The 25,473-nt window shown below is 58.3% G+C and carries 30 protein-coding genes, 1 tRNA gene and 1 pseudogene; 15 read left to right on the forward strand and 17 right to left on the reverse strand.

Annotated features, from left to right (window positions below; all coding sequences use genetic code 11):
* Positions 1–16: 16 nt before the first annotated feature.
* The 4 genes from migA to FHW81_RS11745 all read right to left on the reverse strand — a co-directional run bounded on the left by migA (position 17) and on the right by FHW81_RS11745 (position 3,821).
* Positions 17–916 (reverse strand): alpha-1,6-rhamnosyltransferase, encoded by a 900-nt coding sequence (gene migA, locus FHW81_RS11730; protein ID WP_003163351.1) that lies wholly within the window; start codon positions 914–916, stop codon positions 17–19.
* A gap of 254 nt (positions 917–1,170) precedes the next feature.
* Positions 1,171–1,809: a type B chloramphenicol O-acetyltransferase gene (gene catB / locus FHW81_RS11735; RefSeq protein WP_003163350.1), complete on the reverse strand. Its 639-nt coding sequence runs from the start codon at positions 1,807–1,809 to the stop codon at positions 1,171–1,173.
* Positions 1,810–1,901: 92 nt separating this feature from the next.
* Complete coding sequence (toxR, locus tag FHW81_RS11740) at positions 1,902–2,681, reverse strand: toxA transcriptional regulator ToxR (protein WP_003120800.1); 780 nt, start codon at positions 2,679–2,681, stop codon at positions 1,902–1,904.
* A gap of 285 nt (positions 2,682–2,966) precedes the next feature.
* Positions 2,967–3,821 carry a LysR family transcriptional regulator gene (locus FHW81_RS11745; protein ID WP_003145767.1) on the reverse strand — a complete coding sequence of 285 codons (855 nt, stop codon included), beginning with the start codon at positions 3,819–3,821 and terminating at the stop codon, positions 2,967–2,969.
* A 115-nt stretch (positions 3,822–3,936) separates the two neighbouring features.
* Here FHW81_RS11745 and FHW81_RS11750 point away from each other — a divergent pair, with 115 nt between their 5' ends.
* Both FHW81_RS11750 and gloA read left to right on the forward strand, forming a co-directional pair.
* Entirely contained in the window at positions 3,937–4,233 is a 297-nt protein-coding gene (locus FHW81_RS11750; RefSeq protein ID WP_003085421.1) for a putative quinol monooxygenase, read from the forward strand.
* Positions 4,234–4,277: 44 nt separating this feature from the next.
* Positions 4,278–4,673, forward strand: coding sequence for a lactoylglutathione lyase (gene gloA, locus FHW81_RS11755; protein ID WP_003098430.1), 396 nt, complete (start codon positions 4,278–4,280; stop codon positions 4,671–4,673).
* Between the two features lie 43 nt (positions 4,674–4,716).
* Here gloA and FHW81_RS11760 read toward each other — a convergent pair whose 3' ends face one another.
* On the reverse strand, positions 4,717–5,223 hold the full coding sequence (locus FHW81_RS11760) for a GNAT family N-acetyltransferase (RefSeq protein ID WP_003120797.1): 507 nt from the start codon (positions 5,221–5,223) through the stop codon (positions 4,717–4,719).
* Positions 5,224–5,282: 59 nt separating this feature from the next.
* Positions 5,283–5,540 (reverse strand): YjhX family toxin, encoded by a 258-nt coding sequence (locus FHW81_RS11765; protein ID WP_003085431.1) that lies wholly within the window; start codon positions 5,538–5,540, stop codon positions 5,283–5,285.
* A gap of 339 nt (positions 5,541–5,879) precedes the next feature.
* Between FHW81_RS11765 and FHW81_RS11770 the strand changes: the two genes are divergently transcribed.
* Together FHW81_RS11770 and FHW81_RS11775 are read left to right on the forward strand one after the other, a co-directional pair.
* Positions 5,880–6,173, forward strand: a complete 294-nt coding sequence (locus tag FHW81_RS11770; protein ID WP_003141121.1) for a DUF2845 domain-containing protein — start codon at positions 5,880–5,882, stop codon at positions 6,171–6,173.
* Positions 6,174–6,404: 231 nt separating this feature from the next.
* Complete coding sequence (locus FHW81_RS11775; RefSeq protein WP_012614484.1) at positions 6,405–6,881, forward strand: hypothetical protein; 477 nt, start codon at positions 6,405–6,407, stop codon at positions 6,879–6,881.
* Between the two features lie 366 nt (positions 6,882–7,247).
* Here the strand turns inward: FHW81_RS11775 and FHW81_RS11780 are convergent, their stop codons facing one another.
* From FHW81_RS11780 to FHW81_RS11795, 4 genes are all read right to left on the reverse strand, one after another.
* Positions 7,248–9,230 carry a UvrD-helicase domain-containing protein gene (locus tag FHW81_RS11780; RefSeq protein ID WP_023122329.1) on the reverse strand — a complete coding sequence of 661 codons (1,983 nt, stop codon included), beginning with the start codon at positions 9,228–9,230 and terminating at the stop codon, positions 7,248–7,250.
* On the reverse strand, positions 9,227–11,170 hold the full coding sequence (locus FHW81_RS11785; RefSeq protein ID WP_023122328.1) for an AAA family ATPase: 1,944 nt from the start codon (positions 11,168–11,170) through the stop codon (positions 9,227–9,229). The genes FHW81_RS11780 and FHW81_RS11785 overlap by 4 nt, the downstream gene beginning before the upstream one ends.
* Before the next feature lie 27 nt (positions 11,171–11,197).
* The gene (locus FHW81_RS11790) at positions 11,198–11,896 is read right to left on the reverse strand and encodes a hypothetical protein (protein ID WP_023122327.1); all 699 of its coding nucleotides are present in this window, start codon (positions 11,894–11,896) and stop codon (positions 11,198–11,200) included.
* Positions 11,897–11,977: 81 nt separating this feature from the next.
* Positions 11,978–12,181, reverse strand: coding sequence for a hypothetical protein (locus FHW81_RS11795; protein WP_023122326.1), 204 nt, complete (start codon positions 12,179–12,181; stop codon positions 11,978–11,980).
* A gap of 633 nt (positions 12,182–12,814) precedes the next feature.
* Here FHW81_RS11795 and FHW81_RS11800 point away from each other — a divergent pair.
* The 11 genes and pseudogenes from FHW81_RS11800 (at position 12,815) to FHW81_RS11850 (ending at position 20,630) form a co-directional block, all read left to right on the forward strand.
* Positions 12,815–13,030: a hypothetical protein gene (locus tag FHW81_RS11800; protein ID WP_016852068.1), complete on the forward strand. Its 216-nt coding sequence runs from the start codon at positions 12,815–12,817 to the stop codon at positions 13,028–13,030.
* A pseudogene (locus FHW81_RS11805) lies at positions 13,027–13,158 on the forward strand (Arc family DNA-binding protein); the annotation flags it as partial. The gene FHW81_RS11800 and the pseudogene FHW81_RS11805, both read left to right, overlap by 4 nt.
* 16 nt (positions 13,159–13,174) lie before the next feature.
* Positions 13,175–13,462, forward strand: a complete 288-nt coding sequence (pflM, locus tag FHW81_RS11810) for a lysogeny maintenance protein PflM (protein WP_023122325.1) — start codon at positions 13,175–13,177, stop codon at positions 13,460–13,462.
* A gap of 515 nt (positions 13,463–13,977) precedes the next feature.
* The gene (locus FHW81_RS11815) at positions 13,978–14,412 is read left to right on the forward strand and encodes a hypothetical protein (RefSeq protein WP_023122324.1); all 435 of its coding nucleotides are present in this window, start codon (positions 13,978–13,980) and stop codon (positions 14,410–14,412) included.
* A 121-nt stretch (positions 14,413–14,533) separates the two neighbouring features.
* On the forward strand, positions 14,534–14,785 hold the full coding sequence (locus FHW81_RS11820; RefSeq protein ID WP_003115979.1) for a hypothetical protein: 252 nt from the start codon (positions 14,534–14,536) through the stop codon (positions 14,783–14,785).
* A 12-nt stretch (positions 14,786–14,797) separates the two neighbouring features.
* On the forward strand, positions 14,798–15,046 hold the full coding sequence (locus tag FHW81_RS11825) for a major capsid protein (protein WP_003125072.1): 249 nt from the start codon (positions 14,798–14,800) through the stop codon (positions 15,044–15,046).
* A 135-nt stretch (positions 15,047–15,181) separates the two neighbouring features.
* The gene (locus FHW81_RS11830) at positions 15,182–16,474 is read left to right on the forward strand and encodes a hypothetical protein (RefSeq protein WP_023122323.1); all 1,293 of its coding nucleotides are present in this window, start codon (positions 15,182–15,184) and stop codon (positions 16,472–16,474) included.
* Positions 16,475–16,478: 4 nt separating this feature from the next.
* The gene (locus tag FHW81_RS11835; RefSeq protein ID WP_003114150.1) at positions 16,479–16,835 is read left to right on the forward strand and encodes a DUF2523 family protein; all 357 of its coding nucleotides are present in this window, start codon (positions 16,479–16,481) and stop codon (positions 16,833–16,835) included.
* A 3-nt stretch (positions 16,836–16,838) separates the two neighbouring features.
* A complete protein-coding gene (locus tag FHW81_RS11840) occupies positions 16,839–18,113 on the forward strand; it encodes a zonular occludens toxin domain-containing protein (RefSeq protein WP_106120560.1) in 1,275 nt (424 codons plus the stop codon).
* Positions 18,114–18,342: 229 nt separating this feature from the next.
* The gene (locus FHW81_RS11845) at positions 18,343–19,635 is read left to right on the forward strand and encodes a hypothetical protein (protein WP_106120561.1); all 1,293 of its coding nucleotides are present in this window, start codon (positions 18,343–18,345) and stop codon (positions 19,633–19,635) included.
* Positions 19,635–20,630 carry a phage integrase gene (locus FHW81_RS11850; protein ID WP_023122321.1) on the forward strand — a complete coding sequence of 332 codons (996 nt, stop codon included), beginning with the start codon at positions 19,635–19,637 and terminating at the stop codon, positions 20,628–20,630. Before FHW81_RS11845 ends, FHW81_RS11850 begins: the two co-directional genes overlap by 1 nt.
* On the opposite strand, the gene FHW81_RS11855 is transcribed toward FHW81_RS11850, so the two are convergent.
* The 7 genes from FHW81_RS11855 to FHW81_RS11885 form a co-directional block, all read right to left on the reverse strand.
* Positions 20,614–20,838, reverse strand: coding sequence for a hypothetical protein (locus FHW81_RS11855; RefSeq protein WP_023107230.1), 225 nt, complete (start codon positions 20,836–20,838; stop codon positions 20,614–20,616). The genes FHW81_RS11850 and FHW81_RS11855 overlap by 17 nt on opposite strands.
* Before the next feature lie 121 nt (positions 20,839–20,959).
* Positions 20,960–21,033, reverse strand: a tRNA-Gly gene (locus FHW81_RS11860).
* Positions 21,034–21,163: 130 nt separating this feature from the next.
* The gene (gene phaG / locus FHW81_RS11865; RefSeq protein ID WP_003123042.1) at positions 21,164–22,066 is read right to left on the reverse strand and encodes a (R)-3-hydroxydecanoyl-ACP:CoA transacylase; all 903 of its coding nucleotides are present in this window, start codon (positions 22,064–22,066) and stop codon (positions 21,164–21,166) included.
* 450 nt (positions 22,067–22,516) lie between these two features.
* Entirely contained in the window at positions 22,517–23,254 is a 738-nt protein-coding gene (locus FHW81_RS11870) for a murein L,D-transpeptidase catalytic domain family protein (RefSeq protein WP_003085453.1), read from the reverse strand.
* 79 nt (positions 23,255–23,333) lie between these two features.
* Positions 23,334–24,377 carry a L,D-transpeptidase gene (locus tag FHW81_RS11875; protein ID WP_031688573.1) on the reverse strand — a complete coding sequence of 348 codons (1,044 nt, stop codon included), beginning with the start codon at positions 24,375–24,377 and terminating at the stop codon, positions 23,334–23,336.
* Positions 24,378–24,512: 135 nt separating this feature from the next.
* Positions 24,513–25,205, reverse strand: coding sequence for a pseudouridine synthase (locus FHW81_RS11880; protein ID WP_023104853.1), 693 nt, complete (start codon positions 25,203–25,205; stop codon positions 24,513–24,515).
* Positions 25,205–25,417 carry a cysteine-rich CWC family protein gene (locus FHW81_RS11885; protein ID WP_003098360.1) on the reverse strand — a complete coding sequence of 71 codons (213 nt, stop codon included), beginning with the start codon at positions 25,415–25,417 and terminating at the stop codon, positions 25,205–25,207. Before FHW81_RS11885 ends, FHW81_RS11880 begins: the two co-directional genes overlap by 1 nt.
* Between the last annotated feature and the right edge of the window lie 56 nt (positions 25,418–25,473).

Raw genomic sequence — 25,473 nt, forward strand, 5'->3', positions numbered from 1 at the left:
CTTCGCGGTGACGGACTCAGCTCTCGTGATGGAGAAGGAAGCGCTTCAACCGGCGGAAGGTGGTGCGGTTCCACTGCCGCAGCGGCAGCGAGCGGAGCAGTTGCCAGGCATGCCGCTTGTCCGCGACCACGGCGTATTTCAGGGCCTTGTTGACCAGCTCCGTGCGGCCGCGCTCGTAGGCGGGATGCGACTGGTAGGGGGCGATGGTGCGCAGGTCGGCATCGAGCAGCACCTTGTAGCGCCGCGACAGGTTGTCGGGGTGGCGCCGGTAGCGGGTGACCAGTACCGGCAGCTTGTGGATCTGGTAGCCCTGGCTGGCGATGCGCAGGGTCATCTGGAAGTCCTGCACCTTGATCTCGGGATCGTAGAAGCCGGCTGCGCGCAGGGCCTCCATGCGGTACAGGGACACCGGGGCGCCGCAGACGTAGGCGTTGCCGAGCAGGTAGTCGAAGTCCAGCTGGCGGATGCGATTGCCGTTCTGCCGCTTGGTTTCCTGGCCTTCGCTGTCGATGTAGATCACCAGGGCGCCGACGCAGCCGACTTCCGGGTGCTGGTCGAGGTACGCGGCGCGCACGCTCAACGAGTGCGGCAGCATGATGTCGTCCAGGTCCGGCGTGGCTACGTAGTCGCCGCGGGCGTGTCGCAGGCCGAAGTTCAGCGCTGCGCTGACGCCCTGGTTCTGCTGGCGGTAGAGCTGGAAACCGTGGACTTTCTGCAACTGCTCCAGCATGGCGTAGCTGTTGTCGGTGGAACCGTCGTCGACGATGATCACTTCGAAATTCGGGTAGTCCTGCTCGTAGATGCTGCGCAGGGCTTCTTCCAGGTACTTTTCCGCGTTGAAGCAGGGCGCTACGACGGATACCAGTGGGGCGTCCGTCGTGTCTGAGTGCTTGCTGGAAGTGGCTTCTTCAATCATGTGTCGTTCTTGTCACTCGTCTTGCCCGGTAGCCGTTCCAGGAGGCCGCCGGTCATGAAGTCCTGCGATCGTTCCGGCGATCGTTGCTCGGCACGGGCTGGCGGAAACACAGCGTTTCGTTCCGCCGGTACGGTCGCTGGAGTGGCTCTGGCACGCATGCCTGGATGGCCAGGCATCGCGACAGTACACCGTTGGAAGCATAGAGGGTAGGCCATCGGGCCCGAGAAAAATCCTCGACCTCCTTCGTCCAACCGTCAGGCCGAGGCCTGGCGCTGTTTCCAGTGCCGGTACAAGGCGGGGATATCCCCAGTACACAGCAGTGGCATGGCTGCCTCGATATCGGCCAGTGGCCAGTCCCACCAGGCCATTTCCAGCAGGTTCTGGATATCGCCATCGGAAAAGCGCTTACGAATGGTCCGGGCCGGGTTACCGCCGACGATGGCATAGGGCTCGACATCGCCGGTCACCAGCGCGCGGCTGCCGATGATGGCTCCGTGGCCGACCCGTACGCCGGGCATGAACATCGCCTCGGTACCGATCCAGACGTCATGGCCGATCAGCGTGTCGCCCGCTGGCTGATAGCCGTTCACGGCGCCGGCGAAGGCAGGCTCTTCGTGCATGAAGTGGAAGGGGAAGGTCGACGCCCATTCGGCGCGGTGTCCCTGGTTGCCGGCCATGATGAAGGCGGCGCCACTGCCGATCGAGCAGAAACTGCCGATGACCAGCTTGTCCACGTCGTCGCGGTCCGGCATCAGGTAGCGGGCGCAGTCGTCGAAGGAATGCCCGTGATAGTAGCCGGAGTAGTAGCTGTAGCGCCCCACCCGTATGTTCGGGTTGCTGACCTGTTCCGAGAGCAGCTTGCCCCTGAAGGGGCTCTCGAAATAGTTGCCCATGACCGTCGTCCCTGTCCGTCGAAACTGCCAAGGGTAGCGCCTGGCGGGATAGCGGGCCAGCCTGGCGTGACGGCTGGCAGCCGCGTCGGCGTTCAGCAGGCCGGACTGCTGAACGGCCAGGCCTGGAAAGGCTCCGAATAGTGCCTGCCGTGACGGAAGGCGAAGGGGAGTGCGTTGGCTTGTTGGTGCAGTTCCTCATTGTCGACGTTGAGGCAAAGCATCTGGATGTCCTGTGCCACCAACAGCCGGTTCAGGTACTCGATGCTCTTGCGCTGGCGCAGGTTACGCGTCAGCGGGCCGGGGGCAAGCAGGCGCGCGTCCAGGCCCAGGTAATCGCAGAGGCCGGCGTCGACCTCGGCGAAGCACTGGCGAGCGTCGGTATCGATGCGTTGCGGGTGCAGCGCGATGCGCACGCCGCTGTCGCGTAGCCGGGCGAGGGACGCCAGGTACTCCGCCGAGGCGGGTTCCTGCTCGTCGATGGCTAGCAGCAGGCAGAGTTCGACCTGGTGCTGCTGCAATTGCCTGGCCGAGGCCAGGATCCGCTCGCAGACCCCGGCGTTGCCCAGGCTGCTGGCATGCAGGGGAATGAAGTTCTTGCCGAGCAGTTCGAGGTCGGTGTTGTGCCGGTGCACGCACAGGAGGCGTGCCAGCAGGTGCTTGACCGCCGCCTCGGCAAGCAGCGGCGGTGCGCCGGAAAGGAAGGCCGACAGGTCGACGCGCTGGCGCCGTTCGCGCAGGGAGAGCTTGCTGCCGACCAACGCGCCGTTCCTCGCATAGATGCCATGGGCGAAGAGCTCGAATCCGTCGTTCGCATCACGGTTGCCGAGGCAGAGCCATTTCAATGGCGGGGGCGTTCTGTCTGTCGCAGTCATAAGTGATGGCTCTATGGGCAAATCTCGCCAAGGCGCTCGGGCATGGAGCCCGCACGCAGGGTTGAGGGGTATCTAGCGGAGACGACCCTACCTCCCACGAATCAAGGTCTTTCGTCGGAAAACCCAGGGGGCAGGTAGGGGATCGGCTCGGCAATCGGCCGCCGAGGGTACTTCCGGTGTCGCCGCCAGGCCTGGTTGGTGGCGGCTTTTTCTCTGGTCTGTGCAGTGGTTCCGCTGTTACCGATTTTTCCGAGTGCGTTTGTGTTGCGGCATCGATCGTTGGCGTCAGTCGGCGCCGATGCTGTCGATGAAGCCCTGGATCAGCGGCGAGGCTTGCTGTTTGCGCCAGACGAAATGGATATCGCTGGAGTCCAGGCCGGCTACCGGTTCGGCATGGAAACCCCGTCGCGTGGAGGGCATGCGTGCAACGAAGCTCTCCGGCACGCAGGCGAAGCCGAGACCGGCCTCGATGCAGGCGAAGAGGCTTGGGTAGGACTCGATTTCCAGGGTTGCACGCGGCTGGATACCGCTTTCCGCCAGCCAGCGGTCGACCTGGCGGCGGTAGTGGCAAGTGTGGCCGAACACATAGAGTTCGAGGCTGGCGAGGTCCTCGGGAGTGGGCGCCGGCAGGTTGGCGGGAGTGACTCGCAACAGGCGCTCGCGGAAGGCCAGGCGGCTGGCCAGCAACGGGTGTTCGATGGGGCCGTCGGCAACGATCAGGTCCAGCTCTCCCTCCATCAGCAGACGCTCGAGCAGCAGCGAATGCTCGGGGCGGATGTGCAGTTCAACGCCCGGCGACTCGCGGCGGTAGCGGGCCAGGCGCTGGGGCAGGTGATTGGCCAGGGCCACGTCCAGTGCGCCGACCCGTAGCGCGCCGTGCGCCTGGTCGCCGGCGAACAGCGCAGCGGTCTCGTCGGCCAGCGCCAGCAGGCGCGTGGCGTGGCGGTACAGCAGGCGGCCCTCGGGGGTGACCAGCAGGCGATTCCTTTCGCGATTGAACAGGGCTACGCCGAGTTGTCCTTCGAGTTCGCGCAAGCGGGTAGTGATGTTCGACGGCACGCAATGCAACTGTTCGGCCGCGGCTGCGATGGTGCCGCGTTCGACCACCGCGCAGAAGAATCCGAGTTGGGAGAGTTTCACATAATTCTCTTTAAGTGAGTGCTTTGCTGATTATTGATTACTTTTAATGAGTGAAAGGCCACCCTAGCATGGACCTCGCGATCGCTTCCAACCCCATTTCACGAGGAAAGATTCCATGACCTACCACGTACTGGTTCAGTTCGACGTTCCCTCCGACAAGCGCGAAGCGTTCGCCGCGGCAGGTCTGTTCGATGCTAATGGCTCGTTGCAGAACGAGCCGGGCACCCTGCGCTTCGAAGTGATCCGCGACGAGAACAACCGCAACCGCTTCTACCTCGACGAGGTGTACGAAGACGAGGCGGCGTTCCTCCAGCATTGCCGCAACGAAACCATCGCGCGCTTCTACGAACTGATCGACAGCTACGCCTTCGGTCCGCTTTTCCTGTTCAAGGGCTACCGCGTCGAAGGTTGATTCCCGCTCCGGCGGCTCGCCGCCGGACTCCACGGAGAATTTCCATGCGAATCCTGCACAGCATGCTCCGCGTGGCCGATCTCGAGGCCGCGCTGGAGTTCTACACCCGTGCCCTGGACATGCGCCTGCTGCGGCGCCGGGACTATCCCGAAGGCCGCTTCACCCTGGCCTTCGTCGGCTACCAGGACGAGCGCGCGGCCGCTGCCCTGGAGTTGACCCACAACTGGGACCGGGACGGCTACACCCAGGGCGACGGCTACGGCCACCTGGCCATCGAAGTCGAGGATGCCGCCGTCACCTGCGCCCGGGCCAGGGCGCTGGGCTATCGGGTCACCCGCGAGGCCGGGCCGATGCAGCACGGACGCAGCGTGATCGCCTTCCTCGAAGACCCGGACGGCTACAAGGTGGAACTGATCCAGAAGGGTACCCAGTTCGATTGAGCCCGCGACCAGGGGGCGACATAGCGGCTGCTGTCGTTCCGGCTCAGTCGCTGGCGTCGAATGCGGCGTGGAAGGCCACTATTCCTCGCGCCATGCGCCCGCTGAAGGACTGTGCCTGGAAGTATTCGGCGGGAACGCCGGGCAACGCCAGGCCGCTTTCCACCCGAAAGCCGAAGCGCGAGTAGTAGGTCGGTTCGCCCAGTACCACGCAGCCACCCGCGGGCAGCAGTCGCAACTCGGTGAGCAGGCGCCGGACCAACTGCGAACCGAGACCCTGGCGCTGCCGCTCGGGCGCCACCGATAGCGGCGCGAGGCCGTACCAGTCGCCCGCTTCGCCATCGATGGTCACTGGCGAGGCTGCGATATGGCCGATCACCTGGCCATTCGCTTCGGCCACCAGCGAAAGCGTCAGCGCGCCAGCACGGCGCAGGGCATCGACGATGTACTGCTCGGTATGGCTGCTATGCGTTTCGTTGCGGAACGCGGCTTCGGTCAGGCGGGCGATGGCGTCGATGTCGCCGGGCGTTTCCGCACGGATGGAAATATTCATGCAAGCACTCCTCGGAACCCCCGCCTTGTCCCGGCGGGGGCAATGGAAAAGGAAGGGGGTCAGCGATTGTCCGCCTGCGGGCGCACGGCTTTCAGCCCGGCCATGGATATCCGGTAGGGCCTGCCCTGGCGGGAGTGGACCAGGCCCTTGTTCTTCAGCCTGGAGAACACCGCCAGGGTGCAGTCGAGCAGCAGGTGGCCGTCGCGGTTGTAGCACTCGACGCGGGTGATCTTGCCCGAAGCGTCGCGAAGGAAGGCGATATGGCCGCCCTGGGCCAAGGCGTGAAGCGTCCGTTGTTCCGGCTTGGAAACGTTCATGTCGGTAGAACCTGTAATCATCGGTGTGACAACGCGGCCGCACGGCGCGAAAAGGCGCGTGCGAGCCATGGCGAAGGCAGATAACCGGCGACACCTCGTGCGGGATGACGAAGTGGCGGTTATCGGATGACTACTATCTCCAACATGCAAGCCTCGGATCGGGGAGGGCGCAGCCACGAAAGCGTGCTGCGATGCGGCAGTCTAACGAAGCTGGCGAAGCGACGGCAAGGAACTGCCTGCGTCGCTATGCCGCTGTGCGACGCTTGCGGCTTTGTGAGGGAGTTCGCCTCGCCCCGCGGCGGTCCGCGCTTTCATTATCGGGGGAAGCGGGAGGTATCCATGTTTCGCACGGCGCTGACGCTGTTCATGTCTTCGTTGGCAATTCCTGCCGTTGCCTCGATGAGATGCGGCACGCACCTGGTGGACGAGGGCGACAGCGTCGAGCAAGTCCTGGAAAGGTGCGGGCAACCGCTGAGCAGGATCGTCAACGAGCCTGCCCTGCGCAACAACGGCGTGCCCAAGTTGAATGCCGCACGCACCGAATTCTGGGTGTATGGCCCCAGTGGAGGCGTCTACCGACACTTGCGCTTCATCGATGGCAAGCTGGTCGAGATTCGGCTCGAGCGGAAGTGATACGAGGCTGTTGAGGAGTTATTCCTACAGATAATTACTAATTTGCTGCGGAACACCGTGAAAGAGCGCTGAGAGAGAAGACGAGCCGGGTGCGGGCCCAGGTGGATGCGTCTTCCGTCGTGTAGGAATTGCCCGATATCGGGCGGCGGGGCGGAAGGTTGCGGGCCACCCTGATCGCATACCTGAAAAGTTGGCGGCGTAATCTCCGCGATTTTCAGGCGAGGACGCGTCGTGTTGAAGTTATTGGTCGTGGTTGCTTCCCTTTTCATCTGTGGAGGCATGGCCATGGGAGAGCCAGGGGGGGCGGATGGGTTTTCCGCTGTCGCAGCGGTCGATCCGGGAGCGAACCCCGAAGCGCAACTGGACGAGGAGCCTCAGGAGGTCAGCGAAGCGCCGGTCTATCGCGTGGATGACCTCACCTTCCTGTACCTCACCCATGAGGTCTATCTGGAACCCTACGTTTCCTGCCGTCCGAAAGTCCTGGGCGAACGTTCGTACGTCGCCTGCTGGAACGAAACCTATTCCGGCCGCTCCCCGCTGAATTTCTGGGAATACGACGGGGGCGACTTCCTCGCCCTCAACGACCCGGCACGTGTGTTGGCCGAGGGAAAGTTCGCCAGCGAGCAGCGCATCGGCGAAGCGCCCCTGCCGCTGCCCCTGGATATCGATCTGGACCAGTTGGAGCGGGCCTACTCGCTGATGATGTAAAGGAGAGGAACCTTCCGGCTGCGTCTCCGCCGAAATCCATGGGGGCGCTTCCGATCTTTCCCGGGCTTTACGCGGTAAAGCCTGAAAACAGAAAGCCCCTGGCACTGGTTGGTGTCAGGGGCTTTTGCATTGGGATCTGGAGCGGGCGAAGGGAATCGAACCCTTATAGTAGACATTCTAGGATGGACCTATATGTCTTATTAGGTAGATGTCTGCCGTCTCTGAGGCTGGATTTGCCTCTATGTGCCTCGTTGAATTCGACACTTTTTCGACAGTGGTCATGGGGCTGTCCATGATATTCACAGAGATTAAAGGTTTTTTCCTTGAGCTTTGCCTCACCCCCTGTACTGCTCATCTTGCAAAGGGTTAAATCTGGTCAATTGTTATCTCCTGCGACACATCAAAGAACTTTCCAATATCTTCTTTTTCAGAAGATGATATTGCACGTATGCAATAAAGATTTGAAATGGTTCGAGAGGTAGCCACATATAGAATTTTTTTACTTGTGGGAGATATTTCTGGAAAATGCTTTTCTGTGAAAATTTCATTGAACTTGTAGTCTTGCCAAAAAAACTCTTCAAATACTACGATGGTATTCTTAATTCCGGTTCCTTTTGTTTTGTGTATCGTGATGTATTCAGATTCTTCATTTAGATATCGAAAATAGTTGACTATTTCAGATAGCTTTAAACTGTCTGCAAGCAATGATTGTATAAAAATTTCTTTGGTCAGGTCCTTCTCAAGTTCATTGAATTCGTACTCGTCAATGTCGAAGTTCTCTTTTTGTATTTTTGCGAAAGTGTTATGTCCTTTAGTATATAGGAGTTTGAAATCCTGGTATTTGGAGTTTTTATTTAAGCTTTCAAGGAAAATGTTGCTGTTTGTTATGAATCTTGCTCGGGACGGCGCTTCGGAAAGAATTCTTAATGAAAGTAAATTAGAAATCGCTTCATTTGCTGAAAGCATGGGGTCGGTAAGTTTTTTTATTGATGCGGATAAGGTTTTTTTCGACGCTGCGCTATCGAGCCGATAGCCGGACTTTTTGATGTTCTCTATTGTTGCCCAGGTTTTATTGTCTTCCTTGTTCTTTATAAGGTTAAATATTTCATTGAATTGAAGTGTGTTAAGAGTTTTTTCAAGTTGATCCTTTAGGTTGCGGCCAAAGCGGTTAGAGAAAATTTCATATAACTTTCCGAACCCTGCCTTTTCGGCAATTGCCTTGTTAGTTAACATGAGAATTCTGAAGGGGCCAACCATTTCTCCTTTTGCAGTTTCGATGAGGCTATGGATTGTGTTGATATAGCTAGACTTCTCTTCTGCCGAGCTGCGAGAGTGCGGTTTGTTATCGATGACTATGTAGAAAAGTTTGGTTAATCCTTGTCGATTTTCTACTGACTCTAAATTTCCCTCTACTTTTTTTAATGCTAGTTCTTGTTGTAGGTCATCAGTTCGGAATCGATTGATGAAGCGAATAACTTGTTCTGAGCATCGATAGTTGTCGGGTTTCTTGATTTTTCTTAGAATCGCTTTTTTTATATACTCGTTTACGTCACCTATACCATCCTCATAGATTCCTTGCATTGAGTCACCAAAGAGACCGAATACTGGTGATCTTTCACCGAATTTTGTCAGTAGTGAATCAATAATAATGGGTGATGTGTCTTGGTATTCGTCGATGAATATATAGTCATATCTATCGGATAGGATTCGTCGTAGCTTTCTATGTCGTTTTATTAATTCTGCAGATAGCTGAATCAGTCCATCATGTCCGTAACTTAAGTCATCAAGACTATCGAACGGTGATTCGTTGTAATTTATTGCCTGTGTCGGAGTGGATTCGATTCTTTTTCTTATATATAGGTTTAGGTCGTCAATTTTTGCATTCAGTTCATGTGTGTAATTATCAGGATCTTTGTCGAATTGCCTTTTGTCTATGCACTTATCTATTTTTTCTTTTTTTAGGCTATATAGCCTTGTTTGATATTTTTCATACGCCTTTTTATAGCTTTTATGCGCCGCTTCTCCCTCGGTTTTTTTATATTCATATGTTTTTTTTAGTATGAATAGAATGTCTATAATTTCCTTTATGTTTTTTTTGTAGTCTTTTATTAGGCTGGCAAGGAAGGAGTGAATTGTTCCTATGTAATGCTCCCCTGTAACTCGGCTGGCTATTTCTTCTGCTGCCAAGTTGGTGTGAGTTATACATGCTACTCTTTTTGTTGGGGCGTGTGTTGATATGTATTCTAGCGTGACTTTTAATGTTTCAGTTTTTCCACTGCCTGCACCGCCCTGTAAGACGAAGTTTGTTTTACTCTCAATTGCAACTTGAATTTCGTCGTACGGAGTCATTGTGATATCCACTCTAGGCCATCCTTGATGTATTGAGGGGTTTTCCAATTGATTTCGTGATTTGTTAATGCAAGGTATAGTAGCGAAGAGGCAAAGGTGGATTTCTTTGAAACTATTTTTTCTATGGTCTCATAAGGGTCTGAATAAGTTTCTATCTTGTCTATATTTTGTGTTCCAGATAGATTTTCAATATATTTTTTTATGGTTTCTTTGTTTAGATTATAAAAAGCGTCTTCGAAGCTTCGACCGTGGTAGCCTTCTTCTGATTTTTGATAGCAGACTTTAATGAAGCTGTTTTTTTCTTTAATTTCGTTATTGATGAATTTTTCAAACCATTCTTTGAATTTGTCTTCTTCTTTATGCTCCGGCGCAGACAGGTAATATTTTATAGTTGCGTTGCTGGTGTGGGTTCCGTGTAAAACTGGGCATGCCACGTAGACTCCTTTTTTTTCGTCGTTGGTTTTCTCGTATCTTGTTGTGTCGATGTCGGTTATTATAAGGGTTTTTATTTCAAGTAATTCTAGGAAAGGCTGGAATGCTTTTGCGTTAGCTCCTGCCTCAAGTATTGTTATATTTTGTGATGAAATAGGCGTGTAATTTGCTGTTCCTTTGTTTTTAGCGTCAAAGGCATCCACGAAATATGGCCATAATATTCTTTCTGAAATCCCTTCGATAAATATAACTTTGCTGGCGAAGAAAAGCTCACATGATCCCAGTGTTAGGTATTGCTCGATGAAATTAAAGGAGTCGAGGTCGTTTGAGTGCTTAAGTTTTAACTCTGAGTGGAAGTTTATTATTTCCACTTGTGAATTTGCACATTTGAAATATCGTATATCTTTGAAGTCGCACTGCGATACTATGTGTGAGGAGTGGGTAGTGATGACTGTTTGAAGGTTTTCTATTTCGGCAAGCAATGACTTGATCTTGTTGGAGAAAATATACTGCATCTGAGGATGCGTGTGGGCCTCGGGTTCTTCTATGAATAACAGGTTTATCTGCCTGTGATTTTTTATGAATGATTCTTTTTTTATCTCTATTGTTAAAAGTAAATAGAGGATATTCATGTGGCCTAAGCCGTTAAACGTTTCAGGTAAAAAGCTTTGATTTGCTCCGTAAACAACTTGAGAGCTGTTTTCTAATATCTCATTGCTTTCAAGGTTGGATATTACTTTTATATTGTCTATTGTTAGGAAGTTTTTTGAGCTTTCTAGGAATTTTTCAAAAAATGTCATGTAAGCCTGTTCTAGGCTTTCATCCATGTCAATGATTAGGTCATTTATTGGGTCGAATAAAGAAGGTTCGCTATTCTTCTTGTTGAAGTATTGAGTGGTCAGTTTGGAAAGTATTTTCTTGCCGCCCTCTGAACTTGCAACATCCCGTTTCGCATGGATTATTTCGAAATTTATAAGTTCCTTTACCTTTTTTAATTCTCTGGGGACTAATTTCTCTCTTGAGTCAAATATGCTCTCTTCGTTATCTAAAGCATAGATATGGGTTCGAAGGTAATCTCCGATGTATTTTCTAATGTATCGGCTTTTTTCAGCGCTTGATTCCTCTAAGTCTTTGAGAAGCGTTTTTTTGTCAATTGTGCACTCAAACAATATCTTTATAGAGTTTGAAGTGTCGTCCAGGTCAAGTATAAAGTGCGATAGGTGGTTTAAGTCGTCGGTCTCAGAGTATTCGATTTCCAAAAGCATTCGTATGGCTAGGCTATTTTCATCCGTACTCTCCGTTATATTTAGTAGTTCGTTGCGGTGATCGAGGGGGAAATCGTCAAATGTAAAGTTGCAATTGTTGCTGTAGAATTTTTCAAAGAGGATAAGAAGTGAAGTTTTGCCGCTATTGTTCCTTCCTATGAGCAGTGACAGGCTTGACTGAAGGTCCAATTTTGAGTTCTTCAGCATTCGAAAGTTTTGAGCTGTGATTCGCTGGATTTTCATCTTTATCCTTTCTGGTCTCTGATACAACTATCCCATTGGGTTGAAACTACTAGCGGCCGAACAGTATCGCTGTCTAATTAAATAACTGAAGGATTTCCGGTCATCTTGTAATTTTTCTTTCCAAGAACGGCATTCCTCTTTGAAGAACTGCTTCGCTCCTTTTCTACATTCACGATAGCTTATTGATCCACGATTGTGATTAGCACATACCGAAGTATCGTCGATGTAATTGTTGAACACCGTCCACTCTGCGTAGTAACGAGCGCCGCCGCTCCATTTATCTACCCATGCGCCGGATTGCTCGATGCTATTGCGGGAAGATATGCCCGAAGCCGCAGTGGAATTCCGGTACGCCTCTGATTGGCGTACGGCCTCCATGTCTACGATGTTTGTGGCGCCCTTGGGGACGTAGTTGGTGTCGTTATAAACAGTTTGCTTTGGTTGGGCCTGTTGGCGGTTGCGCTCGTTCACATCGTCCCAGAACAGTTGCTCTGTTGACGTGGCGGGCTGGCCGGCGGGCTCGTTGAATGCGTATTTCGGCGTGTAGCTTTCTGCCGGGGGCGCTTGAGCAATTGGCGGCTCAGGAGGAAACGTGAGCTTTTGATCTGTCACGTAGACGGCCAGGGCGGTGAAGGCGACTCCGGCGGTAACGGCAGCCACCCACTTTCCAGCGCTTTGGCGTTTGCGCTTGAGGTGCTGCGGTGCGTCGTCCCAGTCTGCTTTCATCTGCACTCAGTCCTTTGAGTAGTACTGTTATGTCATTGTGCTAGTAGATAGTCCTACTTTCTGAAGGGGCAGGGAAGGGGTTTACGTCACCCGGCAATGCCAGGGTTGTGAGGAGGCCACGCCGTCGATGAACTCGATACCGGTGATCACCAGTGCATTGGTTGCCATGCCGTGAATCTGCACGTCGTGGAGCGTTGGCAGTATCGATTCGCCGGGGCTGGTTTTGAGGATTTCGGCGATGCGGGTAGGGCGGTTGAGTGGTGAAGTGAGGCCATCCTGACCCACACGTCTCCTCGGAGTGCAGAAGCTTTGTCGAAGCTCGCACGTCCAAGGGGATTTGCCATAGCGGCGCATACGGCGAATATCAAAATGCATGGCGTAGAACTGTTTAAATAAACAGTGTTTTTGCTGTCGCTTGGCGCGGTGGCAATCGTCATTGGTCGGATTGCCATACTAGCCACGTCCTTTGCTGAACCAGCGCAGTGCTACCTTCCTGGTTAGCTCTATCCCGCGCTGGGTTTGCCTAATTTGGCATCTGCCTCCTCATAGCCTGGTGCTACCTGTCCACGTGCAGGGTCCACCTCGCCCTTCCACAACCAGAGTTCGTATTGAGGGAACGCTTTTAGCAACTCCTCCAAGTCCTCAATTCTGGTCTTCACCTTTAGATCGGTCGCAACTGTTTGCCAGCGGCGGCGATTCTTTATCGCGGACGCTTCTGCAAGCCTTGCGGCGCCAAGATAGCGCACAAGAGTTCTAAGTCGCTCTTCGATCATTCCAAAAAGCTCTATAAATATCTGACGAAATATTTGTCAGACGAAATATTCGTCATTAATATTGCTGTTGATGACGAATATTTCGTCAGTGCGGATGCATAAATGCATACTGGCACGCATAGCGACGAATAGTGACGGAATGAGCATGGAACTGGAAGAGCTTAACCCCAGCGCCCTGATAGGGCCGCAACAGGATGTGGAGTCCATCGAGCGGTGGGCGGAGCGTAACGGCATTAGCTACGGCACTGCCCGCGCCTGGGTTTACCGGGGTGTGCTGCCGTCCGTGAAGCTTGGAAAGCTGCGCATGGTGAATAGCGCGCTGCTTCGCAACTGGCTGTTGGAACAGGAGTGGACGGCATGAGCCGCACCGATCCGCAATTCAAGCTCCGTATGCCTCTAGCCCTTCGCGCTCGGGTTGAACAGGCTGCGAAAGCCTCGTTGCGCTCCCTGAACGCTGAACTGGTTCTCCGTATTCAGCAGAGCTTCGAAGGGGAGGGAGCTACTGATGCATCAGTGCAACTACCTACGCCAAACTCACGCCCCGGACTGCGCCTGCTCTGTGTGCTGGTCCGCAAGGCAGGCCATCCCATTGCACAGCCCGTCGCCGTGTCCGGACTGCCGGCCCCCTGGGCTGCCCTATCTGGAAGATGGCCGCTGGCTCTGCCGTCCCCGTTCCTTCTGCGCGAAACACGACCCGTCCCGGCGTCCGCCGAAGTACTGGCACGTTGTGTACGACAGCGGGAAACCCACGCCCTTCGTGCCCGTGCGCGAAGCATTCCAACTGGAGGGCTGACCCATGCTCGCTGACATCCTGAAAGCGCTCCTCCTGCTCTGCCTGATCCAAGCCGCCCGCACCGTGGCCGATCCGGTCAAGGGCCGCGCTCCCGGCTCGTCGGAACAGCTTCACCGTTCCGGCGAACGGAAGCACGGGCGCAGCGCACCCTTGAACGCCTCCCCCCTGAAACAGCCTCCGCTGGGGAGTGTGGGGCAGTTTCTCCGCCCCGCGCTCCCGAGCCCTCGGCGGCAAGAGCGGGATGACAAGGGCAGAGCCCTTGGTGTTGCTCTGCGGGTTCTAAGGGGAAGGGTTCCCCTTGGCCGTCGGAGACGACGTTGCGATAGGGATCGTTACCCGAATGGGCCGAGACGAACACCCGTGGTTGGCTTGGTTCGCTAGCGAATAGAGCCCGGCCCGAAGGGATCGCCCAACACATCACTTTCACCCAACACCGCTGAATGAAGGCGAAACAGCCGAATTTGCAGCAGCGGGACAACTCACGCCGAAAAAGGCGAATTGAAGGAGAAACACCGATGAACATGTTTGCAACCCAAGGCGGCGTCGTCGAACTGTGGGTCACCAAGACCGACACCTATACCTCGACCAAGACCGGGGAAATCTACGCCTCGGTCCAATCCATCGCCCCGATCCCGGAAGGTGCCCGTGGCAACGCCAAGGGCTTCGAGATCAGCGAATACAACATCGAGCCGACCCTGCTGGACGCCATCGTCTTCGAAGGCCAGCCGGTGCTCTGCAAGTTCGCCAGCGTGGTCCGCCCGACCCAAGACCGTTTCGGTCGGATCACCAATACCCAGGTCCTCGTGGATCTGCTGGCTGTGGGCGGCAAGCCGATGACGCCGACCGCCCAAGCCCCGGCCCGCCCGCAAGCGCAGGCCCAAGCCCCGCGCCCGACCCAGCAGCCGCAGGGCCAGGACAAACAAGACAAGTCCCCGGACGCCAAGGCGTAAGCCGTAGGAGGCCGCGATGCTCCGCTATCTCTCGCTGTTCGCGGTAGGTCTGGCCACCGGCTACGCCTGGGGCTGGATCGACGGCCTAGCGGCCTCCCTGGCTGTTTGAGGACTGATCGCTATGTCAGGCGTTGTCGCTGTGCAGGTGTGTACCGCGTGGACCTCGACCCCCGAGGGCTTCATGGCGTGTCGCGAACTCGCATGGCAACAGGCCTACCTGATTCCGCCCGAGGCCGCTGGATACGTGGACATCCTGGTCAACGGTGGTTTCTCCCCGGAAGCCTTCGGCATCGGTGCCGCTGGCGTCCTGGGATCGTTCGTGACGGGGCTTTTGATTGGCTGGGTCGCGTCACTTCTTCGTAAAGCCAAGTAGAGAGGAAACACCATGAAAGCAATGAAGCAACGCATCGCCAAGTTCAGCCCGGTCGCCTCGTTCCGCAACCTGTGCATTGCCGGTTCCGTCACTGCCGCGACCTCGCTGCCGGCCTTCGCCGGGGTGATCGACACCAGCGCGGTGGAATCGGCGATCACCGATGGCCAGGGCGATATGAAGGCCATTGGCGGCTACATCGTCGGCGCCCTGGTGATCCTGGCCGTCGCCGGCCTGATCTACAGCATGTTGCGCAAGGCGTAACGGGTGCTCTGGTCGGTGTGGTTGGGGGCGTTCTTCGCCGGCGCCTTCATCACCGGGTACCGGACCGGCGAATTCTTCTAACCGAACAGACCGAGGCGGAAGCCCCCTCCGGAGTTTCCGGCAGGGGGCTTTTTCATGGGTGACTGGATGAGTAACAACGCACGTTCCGGCTTTGGCCGACTTCTTCCGCTACTGGGCCTGCTGGTCTCGTTGCTGTGGCATTCCTTGGCGAGCGCGGACTTCTACCAATGGCAGATTTCCATCCCCGGAGAGCCCACGGCCTTCTTTCCATCCTATACGGCGGCGTGCCAGTACTACTTCGATAACACGTCGGCCAACTGGCTAAAGGAAATCAACAAACTGAGCTACAAGGAAGTTCAGTGCAATGTTTCGGGTACTGGAGGAATCACCTGGCAGACGAAGACTGCCATCTTGACTGGCGATAGCTGCCCTCCGGAACAAGAACTCGATCCGGCCGACGGTGCCTGCAAGCCGCCGCCCGAAGAGTGCAAGGAAGGCGAACTGTTTCCGGCCAAGGGCCCGGACTCGCCTGTTGTCACCTCGGGCGGGCGGAACTATGTGGGCGACGGCGGCGCACCGAGCGCCTGTTATCAGAGCTGCGAGTACGGCGGCAACCCCAGCCCGGCCAGTTGCTATCTGGTCAAAGGCTCCACCACGACCGGCTTCTGCAATTACATCCTCAAGGGCACCGGACAGAATTGCGGTGCCGATTCCTACACCTTTGCCCAGACCGGCGATTCGCTGAACCCACCCGACACCCCGAACACCGATCCTTCCGACCCGAACGACCCCGGCTGTCCGCCCGGCTGGTCGTGGTCGGGGACTACCTGCGTCAAGACCCCGACCGATCCCACGGATCCAACCGACCCGACCACGCCGGGCGGTGATGGCGACGGCGGCGGCGATGGCAATGGCGGTGGAGACAACAACGGCGGCGGCAACGACGGCGGCACTGGCAATGGCGGCGACGGCAGCGGGGGAGGGGACGGCAACGGCGGGGGCGATGGTAGCGGCGACGGTGACGGCAGCGGCACGGGCGGCGATGGCAACGGCACCTGCGACCCGGCGAAAGAGAACTGCTCCACCGGCCCCGAAGGCCCCGGCGGCGAACTCAAGGAGCCCACGCCCGGCACCTGGGATGACGCCATCGCCACCTGGGAAAAGAAGGTTGAGGAAGCCAAGAAAGAACTCAAGACCAAGGTGAAGGCCAACGTCGACCAGATGAAGGGCGCCTTCGACCTCAACCTGGCGGAAGGCGGCGGGCAACTGCCCTGCGAGTCCATGACCATTTGGGGCAAGTCCTACTCCCTCTGTATCTCCGACTACGCCGGCCAACTCTCCAGCCTGCGCGTGGCGCTGCTGCTGATGGCCGCGCTGATCGCCGCCCTCATTCTGCTGAAGGACTGACCCTATGGAATGGCTCTCCGGTTTTCTCGATCAGATCATCGCCTTCTTCCAGTGGATCTGGGATTTCTTCGCCCAAGGCATCTATGACTTCGTGCGCGACGGCCTGGTGGTCGCCACCAAGGCGTCGATGTACGCCGCGCTCCAGACCCTGATCCTGCTGATCGATGTCAGCTACACCGCCGCCCGCGAACTGATCGACAGCCTCGGCGTGCCGCAGATGATCCGCAGCATGTACGCCGCGCTACCGGGGCCGATTGCGGCGGGTCTGGCCTTCTTCGGCGTGCCGCAGGCGCTGAACATCATCATGGTCGCGGCGGCGACGCGCTTCTGCATGCGCTTCGTGCCGTTCATTGGGAGGTGATCCGTGTCGATCAAGATCCATCACGGCCCCAATGGCTCCTACAAGACCTCCGGCGCGATCCAGGATGACGCCGTGCCCGCGCTGAAAGACGGGCGGGTGATCATCACCAACGTGCGCGGCTTCACCCTGGAGCGGGCCTATCAGGTCTTCCCGGACCTGCCCAACACGGCGGAAATCATCAACCTCGATCTGGAGTCGCTGGAAGACCTCGAAAAGATGCGCACGTGGTTTCAGTGGGCGCCCCGCGGGGCCTTCCTGATCTTCGACGAAACCCAACTGCTGTTTCCCAAGTCCTGGCGGGAAAAAGACCTCGAGCGCTTCGACTATCCCGGTGGACCGGAAGCGGCCCACGCGGCCGACCGCCCCATGGGCTGGCTCGACGCCTGGACCCGGCATCGGCATTTCAACTGGGACATTGTCCTCACCACGCCGAACATCTCCTACATCCGCGACGACATCCGCATGACCTGCGAGATGGCCTACAAGCATTCCAACCTCGCGGTGATCGGCATCCCTGGCCGCTACAAGGAGGCCCAGCATGACGCCCAACTCAACCGTCCGCCCGCCGATGGCACCATCATCGAGTACAAGCGGATCCGAAAGCAGACCTTCGCCCTCTACCAGTCCACGGCCACCGGCAAGACCCAGGACACCAAGGCGGGCAAGAGCCTCTTCCGGTCGCCTAAGCTGGTTCTTCTACTGGCATTGCTGGCCGGCACTATTGGCTTTGTCTGGTATATGGGGCCTCTGCGCACGATTGGCGGTCCGGCTGCTGCGACACCTGCCGACGCTCCTGGCGACCCTGCTCAAGCCCCTGCTGCGCCCGCTGCTGTGGCTGCTCCAGCGCGTCCTGCTGCGAATAGCTTTCTTCCTCCTGGGCTTGTACCTGATGGGCCTGCTGCTGCGCCTGTTGATCTGAACGCCCATCCCTTCGCCGATCGGCGGATCTCCATCCTTGCCCACGCCTACCGCAAGTCGCGGGGCGATATCTACCTGTTCGCCCTGGAGGATCCCACGGGCCGGCACCTGGAACTCACCAGCTGGCAACTGATCGGCTCCGGCTACCGGGTGACGCCCAAGGGCGAGTGCGTCGTAGAGCTTCGCTATGAGGACTGGAAACAGACCGTCACCTGTGCCGGGAGGCAGGCCGGCGCGGTGGCCAGCATCGCTCCGGCAGCGCCTGTTGCCGCCTCCGCAGACGCACCGGCCAGGGGCCAGTCGCCGCTGACCATCGTCCCCGATTCCGAATATGCCTCGCGGCCCTGGAGGCACAAATGATCGATTGGGAATTCCTCGTCCCGGTGGCGATGGGCTGGGCGCTGCATCACTGGTGGACGGTGATGACGGCGCTAGCGGCGGTAGGGGTGCCGCCATGAGGGGCGGGCCGCGCCGCCGGCCGGGAGCGCAAGGCATGAGCGATAGGCCGAAGGCGCGGCCGACGCCCCTGTAACACGTCAGATAAGCCACCTATTGCGGTTTCAATTCGTACCAATTTGGATCGTTAAAGATGAAGAAAATCAGCCATCAAATTCGCGTCAGTATCGAGTCGGACGGTCAGGTCTTGGAAAGCCCGAAAGGGCGGTTGTTCTTCGACGACACCACGGCTCAATTCACCGACCTGTCAGGCGTGCGCATTCTGCGGTGCGGCGTGGATACGGTGCGGCAGTTGTACAACGGCAAGTTGCGCCCGGAAGTGATGGCGCTGTTTGACCTCTCGGTGGATGTGGTCGAGTTCGCCGGCTACGAATGGTCCAAGGGCCGCATCGGTCGCGACTCCGGCTATCAGTACCGCCTGCAGAACGCTGAAATGGGCCTGATCCTGCTGATCAAGAACCACAACATCAAGGTCGATACCCTCGGCTCGCACCTCAAGATCGAGGTATCGCCTCACGCCCTCGATGGCGCCGATCCGCGCATCCTCCAGGGCGTGCTGGATGATTTGGCCGCTGCCGTGCTGAGTCACTGCGAAACCAACCAAGCCGCTGTGCATATCGCCCTGGACGTACAGGGCTGGAAACCGCCTCGCGATCTGGTGGATCGCATGCATTGCCGCTCGCGTCGGGTACGCCAGATCAGCGGGATCGAGCGGATCGAGTTTGACGGTAACGCCTCGGTCTACGGGCGTGGCGAGACGTACATGTTCGGCTCGGCCAACGGCCTGCAACTGTCGATCTATAACAAGACCCTCCAGGCTCGGGCCACCGATAAGCTCGACTATTGGGAAAGCGTGTGGGCGACCCTGAACGGGGATCCGTTCGGCGATGGCGACCCGGCCTATAACCCCCTGGAAACGGTCTGGCGGCTCGAATTCCGCTTCCATCACTCCATCGTCCAGCAGTTCTCCGAAGGCTCGCGCATGGCTTCGGGGGAGGTCATCGGCTGCCGCACCTATGAGGGCCTCTGCCCGCACCTGCAAGGGCTGTGGAACTATGCCTGCGAAAGCTTCAAGCTGCTGAGCCGGACGGCGGTCTACGATCCTTTCTGGAGCCTGATCAGCCAGGACGCCCGCGTCCAGGTCGAGTGCGATCCGCTGATCGAGCGCACCGAGTATCGGCGCTACCACAAGACCGCCAAGGGCTTCAGCGGGCGTAACTGCGAGATGTTCCTTGGCCAGTTCGTGAGCCTGATCGCGCGGGAGCGTGTCCCGGCAAAAAAGGCTATTGAGTCCGCCCGCAAATTGGAGTTCTGGCACGTTATCGAAGACCACTATCTCGCCAAGGGTTGGACTCGTCGCGATCTGGAAAGGCATATACACAAGCTGATGTGTGATCGGTATCTGCGGCGGGGGTATGCCGTCTAATGTCGATCACCAAGCTCCCCGATGGCCGTTGGTTCGTCGATGTAGAACCGATCAAGGGCAAGCGCTTTCGCAAGCGGTTCAAGACCAAGATGGAGGCGCAGCAATTCGAGGCCACTGCGCGTCAGAAGTGTGCGGAGAACCCCAGCTGGACGCTCAAGCCGAAGGACCGTCGGCGTCTCTCCGAGTTGGTCGAACTCTGGTATGAACTGCACGGCCAGACCCTGAGCAACGGGCATCGTTGCGTGGCGATTCTGAGGTTGGTGGCAAAGGACCTGGGCGACCCGGTCGCTGTCTCCCTGGAGCCTGCGAAAGTGGCTCGGTTGCGTAGCCGACAGATAGCCAATGGCATGTCGGGCAAGACCGCGAATAACCGTCTTGGCTACCTCAAGTCCATGTACAACGAATTGCGCCAACTCGGCGTCATTGACTATGAGAATCCTGTGGGGCGCATGCGGCCGCTCAAGCTTCAGGAAAGACCGCTGTCGTACCTGACCAAGCAACAGGTGTCCGAACTGCTTACGGCCCTGGATGCGCGCACCACGTCGCCACATCCGAAGATGGTCGCTCGTATCTGCCTCGCGACAGGGGCACGATGGGGTGAGGCTCAGGCGCTGACGCCGGAACGTCTGAAAGGTAATACGGTGATCTTCGCCAACACCAAGTCCAAGCGTGTGCGCTCGGTGCCGATCTCGGAACAATTGGCCGCCGACATTCGCCGGCATTGGCAGACCCACGGGCCCTTCACGAACTGCCTTGGCGTGTTCCGCCTAGTGCTGCTGTCGACCTCGATCAAGCTGCCGAAGGGGCAGGCCAGCCACGTACTGCGCCATACGTTCGCCAGTCACTTCATCATGAACGGTGGGCACATCGTGACCCTACAGCACATCCTGGGGCACGCCTCGTTATCGATGACGATGCGCTATGCGCATCTATCGGAAGAGCATCTATCCGAAGCTGTGAAATTGAATCCGCTTAACGTTATCCGTGCTGGGTAGGTTGCAATAGGACAGGATCGGGATCGCTCTGCGGCCAGAATACAAGGCCAAACGGGTCTGTTTTAACGAGAATTCCTGGCTCGTTGACTTGCCATTGGTTCATGTCTTCGGCTGTGACGATTATTGCCTCAACGGTTCCAGTTGTTTGGCCGGATTCAATTAAGACTGCATCGCCGATCTTTATCTGTTTGCCGCAAAGATAATGCATGTGGGGATTCCTTTCCGCGATGGCTACGGATGCATTATCGACAGTTTTTCGACACGTTTCCGACCCCTAAAAGGCAAAACCCCCGAAAACGCAATGTTTTCAGGGGTTTAGCTATGGAATCTGGAGCGGGCGAAGGGAATCGAACCCTCGTCATGAGCTTGGGAAGCTCAGGTAATGCCATTATACGACGCCCGCTCGGATGGCTTTTGCGGCCAGGGCGCCTTTTTACCAGATGCGCGGCGGCAGGTGAAGCCCGGGGCGGGGTTTTTGTTGATTTCGCTGGGTTTTTCCGCCAGGGGAGCGGGGCTCCCCGTGGCGGTGGCGGTTAGCTGGCGAGGGCGGCGAGGGGGACGCTGGCGCCGTTGGGCTGGGGGCGGTAGATCGGGTTGAGCGGCTGCGTGCGCTGCGGGCGGAGGAAGGCCAGCAGGGCGTCCTGGGTCTGTTGCCAGGCGGCCTTGTGCTCGACGTCGATGAAGTGGCCGGCATTGCGGATGGTGTGGAATTCCGCGCCGCGGATCAGTTGGCCGAACTGGCGGGCTTCGTGGGGCGTGGTGTAGATGTCCAGCTCGCCGTTCATGAACAGCACCGGGATCTCGATGCCGGCGAAGCTCTCGGTATAGCTATCGGCGTTCAGGCGCAGCACTTCGCGGATATGGAAGTGCATCTGGTGGTATTCGTGCTCGTCCAGGCTGCTGACGTGGCGGAAGTTGTAGCGCTTGAACAACTGTGGCAGGTAGCGGCCGATGGTTTCGTTGACCAGGTTGCCGACCTGGGTGCGATCGCAGGCGGCGAGATAGTCGAGGCCGCGATGCAGGTAGTCGAGCATGGCCGGGTTGAGCTGAGGCGAGAATGAGTTGACCACCGCCCTGCGGATCCGTCCGGGACGCTGCGCCAGGGCCAGCAGGGTGGCGACGCCGCCCCACGAGAACGACATCACTACGTCGGCACGGAAGCGTTCGATCAGTTCCAGCAGGATCCTGGCCTCGCACTCCTTGCTGATCGGCGTGCGGTTTTCGTTATGGGGTTTGGACTGGCCGGCATACGGCTGGTCGTAGAGCACCACGTTGTAATGCGGCTGCAGGTACTTCACGGTCTGGGCGAAGGACGCTGTGGTCGACAGCGAGCCGTTGACCAGGATGATGGTCTGCTGCGCCGCGGGGTTGCCGTAGAACTCGGTGTGAATCCTGTATTGCCCGTGGATCTCGATGATGGCTGTTTCCGGCCTCATGTCGCTTCCTCCTGGAATCGTTCGATGGGAACGCGGCGACCTGCTTGTCGCGGCGAATACAAAATGCTCATGGGCAGATGAAAGCGCCTCCCAATGACAGTTGAATGTCATTCGGATGGATTTGATAAACTTTTGATTTTCAACGACTTACAGGCAAATAGAGAGCGTCCGAAATCCTCTCGGATTTTGGCGAAGCGGCTATTGGCCGGGCAGGAAAGGCCGGCGCCGAAGCGCGGGCAGTCACGCGGGCTTTCTTGGAAGTCGTTTGTGACTGGTCAGTCACAACGTGAGCATCAGTTAAGCAGCCGGCGTGCCGGACTGCAAGCCCTGTTTCGCTTTTGGATGGGGGAAGGGGGGCTGGAATCCGACGAAATGCCACGAGGCAAGTACCGATGCTGCGATTTCGGGATGCCGGGAAGGAAAGGACGGCGCGGCCGCCGCCCCGGCGGTTCATTTGAGCAGGCTGGCGATGACTTCCGGCGTACGCGCCGCACGTGCCACGGCGCAGCTCTGCGGGGCGAGGAAGCGCGAGGTCTCCAGCCACTTCGGCTGCGGATAGTAGGCGAACACGTAGCTGCCGCGCTTGAGGGTGTTGATCAGCCGGGCCGCCACGGCCGGGCGTACCGCAGGGCAGCCCTGGCTGCGGCCCAGGCGACCGAGCCCGGGAACCACCCTGGGATCGGCGTAGGCAGCGGAATGCATGACGATGGCGCGTTCTTCGCTCTTGTCGTTGAAGCCCGGCTCCAGGCCAACCAGGCGCAGCGACTGGCCGTGCTTGCCGGTATAGAGCTGGCCGGTCTGGAACAGCCCGATCGACGACTGGTAGCTGTTCGGCCGGTTGGAGAAGGAGGTGGCAAGGTCATCGCCGCTGTTCTTGCCGTGGGTCACCCACTCTTCGAAGAGCAGCTTGCGGGCCTTCAGGTCGAATACCCAGAGACGCTTGTCGCGCGACGGCCGCGAGTAGTCGATCACCGTCAGCAGGCCGTTGTCGCCGCCCTGGCTGGCACTCGCGCAGGCATAGGCGGTAAGGGCCAGTTCGAGGGTCGGCAGGCTGGCCTGGGGAGCGAGTTTCTGCAGGTCCTTGGCGGAGGGAAGTGGCATGGCGAATACCGGCCCGCTGGCCAGTGCGCAAAGGGTGGCGCCCGCCAGGCTCAGCCTGCGCAGGGCGGCACGGAGGAAGGTTGGCATACGAGCAGTATTCCCATCGGTTCAGTGTGGTTTTTACCGGATGAGAGGCATTGTGCTCGATTTTTGAACAACTTGCCGACTACTTTTTAAGCGATTTCGTCGGATTGTTCGGTGTTTCCGTGGCGATCACCGTGAAATCGGAGTCGCTGTGGGTGTCCCGGGTCGAGGCCCAGTCGGTGATCACCAGGGTGCTGCCGACGTCCATGGCACCGAGCATTTCGCGGACGAAGGTCGGGTCCATGCGGATCTTGCCCAGTTGCTCGGAGGGTGTCAGGCCCTGTCCCGGGTTGCTCACCTGGACCACCGACCAGCGCAGGTTCGGCGAGGTCTCGCTGATTTCTTCCGGGGTCGGCTTTTCCAGCAGCGAGAACACCGCCATGCCGGTTTGCGGGCGTGCCGGCAACTGCACCGGTGCGGTGCCGATGCGCTGGCCGCCGCGATAGGCATAGGCGCGCTGGTCGGCGCGGCTGATCAGCACCGACAACGGACCGCGTTCCGCGCCGGGGTCGTTCCAGGCGATTTCTCCGGGCTCCACCGGCAGCGTCACCGGTCGCCCGTCCGCTACCGTCGGTGCCAGCAGGCCGGGGTGGTCGACTTCCTTCGGCGCGCTGCTGGCGTTGGAAATGATTACCGTGGTGGAGCTGAATCCGGTGATGCCGTAGAGCTTCTTGGCGAACGCCATGGGCAGGCGGATGCAGCCGTGGGAGGCGGGATAGCCGGGCAGGTTGCCGGCGTGCAGGGCGATGCCGTCCCAGGTCAGGCGCTGCATGTAGGGCATGGGCGCGCTGTTGTAGAGGTCGGACTTGTGGTCGACGCTCTTTTGCAGGATCGAGAACACTCCGGTCGGGGTCTCCCGGCCCTTCTTGCCGGAGCTGAGGGTGCTGACCCCGATGGCGATACCGTTGCGGTAGATGTAGGCCTTCTGTTCGGTAAGGCTGACCACGATGGTCACTGGTCCCTGCGGGGAAACCTCCGGGTACCAGAGGTACTCGCCGGGCTTCATGCTCTTCAGCCGCGCCTTGATGTCGGCCGGCGGCAAAGGCGCGTTCGCTGGGCTGGCGGGCGCCGCGTGGAGGCTGCCGACGGCGAAGGCCAGCAGCAGTACGGCAAGGGATCTTTTCATTGGCGCTTTCTCTTGCTCCATGCGGGAAAGGCTGTCGCTCTGACAGATGCCATTCAGCTTAGCGTCGCTCGCGACGGCCGGCCAAACCCCTGCGGTCCGGCCTCTTTCGGTGGACAGGCGGCGGGCGCCGGGGTTTCACACCGAACAGATTTCTTCAGCATTCAGGGGGCGCCAGGCACCCGGCGGCAACTGTGGGTCGAGATAAATATCGCCCATGCGTTCGCGGTGCAGGCGCAGCACCTTGTTGTCGAAGTGGCCGAACATGCGCTTGACCTGGTGATAGCGGCCTTCGTGCAGGGTCAGGCGGGCGCAGCGTGGGCCGATCGGTTCGAGCTGCGCGGGGAGGGTGACCAGGTCTTCGAAGCGGAAGTGGAGGCCGGCGGCGAAGGCATCCACGTAGCGTTGGTCGATGGGCGCCTCGGTTTCCACGTAGTAGACCTTGTCGCGCTGGCTGCCCGGCAGGGTCAGGCGGCGCGACCACTGGCCATCGTTGGTCAGCAGCATCAGGCCGGTGGTGTTGTAGTCGAGACGACCGCCAATGTGGAGGTCGTCGCGCAGGTCTTCCGGGAACAGGTCGAGGACGGTCGGGTGTTGCGGGTCGCGGGTGGCGCTGACGCAGCCCATCGGTTTGTGCAGCATGTAGTAGCGCGCCGGCTTGCCAGCCTGGAGCAGCCGCTCGTCCAGTTCCACCCGGCTGAACACCCGCACCTCGTGGGTGCCGTCGCGCACCACCTGGCCGTCCACGCGCAAGTGTCCACCGGCGATCAGCATCTGCGCGTCGCGGCGGCTGAGTTCGGGCAGGTTGGCGAGGAAGCGGTCCAGGCGCATCAGTCGTCGGCGTCGGGCGGCAGCAGTTGCGCGCAGCGTGGGCAGAGGCAGGCGCGGCGGCGCAGCTCGGCGGGAATCCGCTCCAGCACGGCCGCATCGATCTCCGTGGTGAAGCACCAGCAAGCCTGGGTGGCGCTAGCGGGATAGGCCAGGGTGCAGCGGTTGGATTGCTGGCACAGCGGGCAGCGGCCTGGATCGATTTCGCTGTTCATGGCGCGGTGGATGGCTGGCGGGTGCCCAGGGTGCAGGGCCCGGCGCGCGGATGCAA

The sequence above is a fragment of the Pseudomonas sp. RC10-4-2 genome (assembly GCF_050433085.1).
GTDB classification, from domain to species: domain Bacteria; phylum Pseudomonadota; class Gammaproteobacteria; order Pseudomonadales; family Pseudomonadaceae; genus Pseudomonas; species Pseudomonas aeruginosa.